Genomic DNA, 3,510 nt, shown 5'->3' on the forward strand with positions numbered 1-3,510 from the left:
CCGCAACACGAAAGGAAAGACCAGATGACCACGATTTCCGCGACCTACTCGCCCGAGGACAACAAAATCCGCCTCTATGCTTCCGCCCGTCTCGATGCCGAAACTTTCCAGCGCGTGAAGGATGCCGGTTTCAAATGGGCACCGAAACAGGAGCTTTTCGTGGCCCCCTCGTGGTCCTGCGCCCGCGAGGATTTGGCGCTGGAACTGGCGGGCGAGATCGAGCCGGAGGAAATGACCTTGGCCGAACGCGCCCAGATGAAAGCCGACCGGCTGGACGCCATCGCGGACAAACGCGCCGCTGAGGCCAGCGCCTTTTCCCGCGCCGCCAACGAACTGTCTAAGGCGTTCGAGTTTGGGCAGCCGATCCTTGTGGGCCACCATTCCGAGCGGAAGGCCCGCAAGACGCAAGAGCGGATGCACAGCGCACAGGACAAGGCCAGCAAAGCCCATAAGGCCATTGGCTACTGGCAGTATCGGGCCGAAGGCGTCGAGGCCCACGCGAACCACAAGAACGATCCAAGGGTGCGGGCGCGGCGGATTCATGGCCTGTTGGCCGAGTTGCGCGACCTGCAACGAAAGCTGAACACCGCGCACAAAGCCCTTGCGACATGGGAGAAGCTGACCACGGACGACCATATCCGCGCGGCGCTTGGCATTGGCGAACTGTATTCGTTCAACCTGTATTCGCCCGTTGAGCGGGGCGAGATGACCCCGCAGGAGGCCCGCGAAAAGGCCATGGCCGGAGCGCGTTCGACCATCGAGAGCGGCAACCTGTCGCGCTGGATCATGCACACCCTCAACCGCCTGTCCTATGAACGGGAGATGTTGGGCGAGGTGCCGCGCTATGATGGAGAGATCACCCCGACCCTTTTGCAGATGTTCGTCCGCGAACATGGGGCCGACAAGCCGAAAGGGTCGAAGCTGGACACCGACCTTTTCGCCGTGGAATGCGAAGCCCCGTTGCCCGCGCATATCGCCCAAGGATCGGGCCTTGAATTGTCAGCCGACGAATGGCGCGACCTGATGCAGTCTTGTGGCTACCTGCCCCCCGCGAAGAAAGACGCCAAGCCCCCGATCCTCAATTTCAAAGCCCCATCCGGCACGGTTTCCGTGGTGAATCCGCACCGCCGCGAGGCCCAGGACCTGCCCCAGATCGAATTGACCAAGGCGGAATATGCCAGGATCTACGCCGAGCAGCACGGCACCCGCCTTTCCACTTGCGGCGGTTTCCGCGTTCGGATCGCACCGAACCCGAAGCACGAAGGCCCCCGCTATATGGCCGGATGGGCGGCTATTCTCATCACCGACCAGAAGCAGCACGACACGCCCGAGAGCGTCAAGGACATGGAGGCCGCGGCATGACCCGCCCCGCCATGTATTCCCGCCCCGCAAAGCCCCTGACCATTCCGGTCAGGGCGCGACGGGACGCGCCCGCCCTGGCGCTGGACGCCGTGCCGGAGGTAATCGCCGTGGACCGTGCCACGGAATGCCATGTCACACCCGACGATGTAGCGCGGCGCATGGTCGAATATCTCGGACCCGTGGGCGATTATCTGACGCTAGAGCCAAGCGCCGGAACCGGCCAGCTTGCGCGGGCGCTGATCGCGTCCGGACACAGCCCGCGCGAACTGACCCTGATCGAGCGGCATCACGCCCTTGCAGCCACGCTGCACAAGATCGGCCCGACGCTGCACCGCTGTTTTCTGGAATATGCCGACGAGGCGCGCAGCAAGGTCGAGTTTCCCCGCATCCTCATGAATCCGCCTTTCCGCGAATTGCGAAAGCACGTTGCCGCTGCGCTGTCGCTTCTTGGGCGAGGCGGTCACGACGCCGCAACGCTGGTCGCACTGGTGCCGGTCACGTTCGAGCATCCCGATGCCGAGCATCTGGAAACCCTGCCGCCCGACACGTTCAGCGCGGCGCGGGTGCATACCAAAATCATAAGGATTCAGTGCAGTTGATCGACATGGGGGGCCGCGAGGCCCCTCTTTTCGTTCGTGGTCATGGTGCCCGATGACAGGAACGCCCGAGGGCGCCCCTGTCACCGGCCTTGCGCTATCCGCGCGGGACCGCTGCGCGGGAAAAAGAAAGCGCACCTGCCATTGCGCTTACGGTTGGAGGGCGGTTTTCCACCCCGGCTTTGCCGGGGCTTGCAGCCGCCGAGCCGGACGCGCCCCCATAGCACGAAGGGAGGCGAGGCGGTTGTCCGATCCCGCCGCCGCCCCTTTCAGGGACAGCGCCAGGACCGGCTCGCGCTGCCCGCGCGGGGGCGCCTTCGGCGCCGTCGCCTCAAAGGTCAGGCCGCTGGTGCGGCCCGACCTTGAGAAAGCCCGGAACGCAGCACCGGGGCCATTTGCCACCACCGGGATTTCAGGATCGAGCGCGCCGTTCTGGGCATCCGACCTGATGGCGGCCCGCTCCTTTGAGTGACTGTCGATTTATTGCTGCTCAGTTTGCTTCGGCCCGGATCGGCGCAAGGGCTGCGCCCTTCTCCACTGCGTTCCGACCCTGCGGGTGCACCAGTCCTTAAAGCCTTCGCACCTTTGAGCCGCAATCGACACTCACTCAAAGGAGCTACCATCATGACCAAGATCCTCGCCACTCTGCGCTCGATCCTGAAATCCCTCACCACCAAGGCGAAAATCAGCGTCTCCGTCGCCCTAAGCGTTCCGGGCTTCCTCAAGGTCGAAGTCAGGTATGCCCGCGACCTCACTGAACCACGAAAGGACAAGGACGCCTGAGCGGCGTCCCGGCCCGCCTTGCGGCGGGCCTTTTCTACCGCTGCCACGCCCCGATCCCGTCCCAAAAATCATTCAGGATGCCCAAGGCCCGATAGGTCCGGCCGCTGTCGTCCGGAAAGAAGTTCTGGATCGCCGCGTGCATCGCGTCCATGCCCCCGAGCTGGTGCAACGCTTCGCCCGCCGATCGCATGTTCTCCAACACCTCCCCTGACACCTGCGAAGGGAGCGGTGCCGCTTCGACCGCCAGAAACGCATCCCGTGCCAATTGGTAAGTTCGGAAGACCCTTGTGTGATCGTGCAGGTTAGGTTTGCGGGTTTCTTCTCCTGTCAGAAGCCAGTGCGCGTCCACGTTCAGCTTCGACACGACCAGCGCAAGAAAGTCCGCCTTGGGCGTCCGGTTGAGGTTGATATAGTTGGACAGGGCGCTTTTACTGATGCCGAACCGTTCTTCCGCATCGCGCAGGGTCATCCCGCATTTGCGGATCGCTTGTTCAAGACGCATTCCGATCAGTGCCGATTTATCCATGAACGTCTCCTTTTGGATAAATTATTCCACGTTCGAGAACGCGAGATCAAGCCTCTGGGCGCATCCCTCGTGCCGACCGGTCTAGGGCTATCGCCCTGGACCTCCCTGCCCGAGTGACCGCGCTCTAGGCTCCGGCCGGCGGTGCCGGCCTGCGCCCCGAACCTCGCTCGCCCCTTCGGGTGACGATCGCTTGCGCGGTGGCCGGGATCTCCCTGCAGGACGCATCACCAGCTCCGCCGTCCT

General features: G+C 63.6%; 4 protein-coding genes. 3 read left to right on the forward strand and 1 reads right to left on the reverse strand.

What is annotated here, in order from left to right; translation table 11 throughout:
• Positions 1-24: 24 nt before the first annotated feature.
• From CDV49_RS19285 to CDV49_RS20615, 3 genes are all read left to right on the forward strand, one after another.
• Positions 25-1,362, forward strand: coding sequence for a DUF3560 domain-containing protein (locus CDV49_RS19285; protein WP_088216927.1), 1,338 nt, complete (start codon positions 25-27; stop codon positions 1,360-1,362).
• On the forward strand, positions 1,359-1,961 hold the full coding sequence (locus CDV49_RS19290) for a methyltransferase type 11 (RefSeq protein ID WP_035715265.1): 603 nt from the start codon (positions 1,359-1,361) through the stop codon (positions 1,959-1,961). The genes CDV49_RS19285 and CDV49_RS19290 overlap by 4 nt, the downstream gene beginning before the upstream one ends.
• Before the next feature lie 621 nt (positions 1,962-2,582).
• The gene (locus tag CDV49_RS20615; RefSeq protein ID WP_156969595.1) at positions 2,583-2,741 is read left to right on the forward strand and encodes a hypothetical protein; all 159 of its coding nucleotides are present in this window, start codon (positions 2,583-2,585) and stop codon (positions 2,739-2,741) included.
• A gap of 34 nt (positions 2,742-2,775) precedes the next feature.
• Here CDV49_RS20615 and CDV49_RS19295 read toward each other — a convergent pair whose 3' ends face one another.
• Positions 2,776-3,267, reverse strand: a complete 492-nt coding sequence (locus CDV49_RS19295; protein WP_035715260.1) for a helix-turn-helix domain-containing protein — start codon at positions 3,265-3,267, stop codon at positions 2,776-2,778.
• Positions 3,268-3,510: the final 243 nt, after the last annotated feature.

This window comes from Haematobacter genomosp. 1 (assembly GCF_002196855.1).
Lineage (GTDB): Bacteria > Pseudomonadota > Alphaproteobacteria > Rhodobacterales > Rhodobacteraceae > Haematobacter.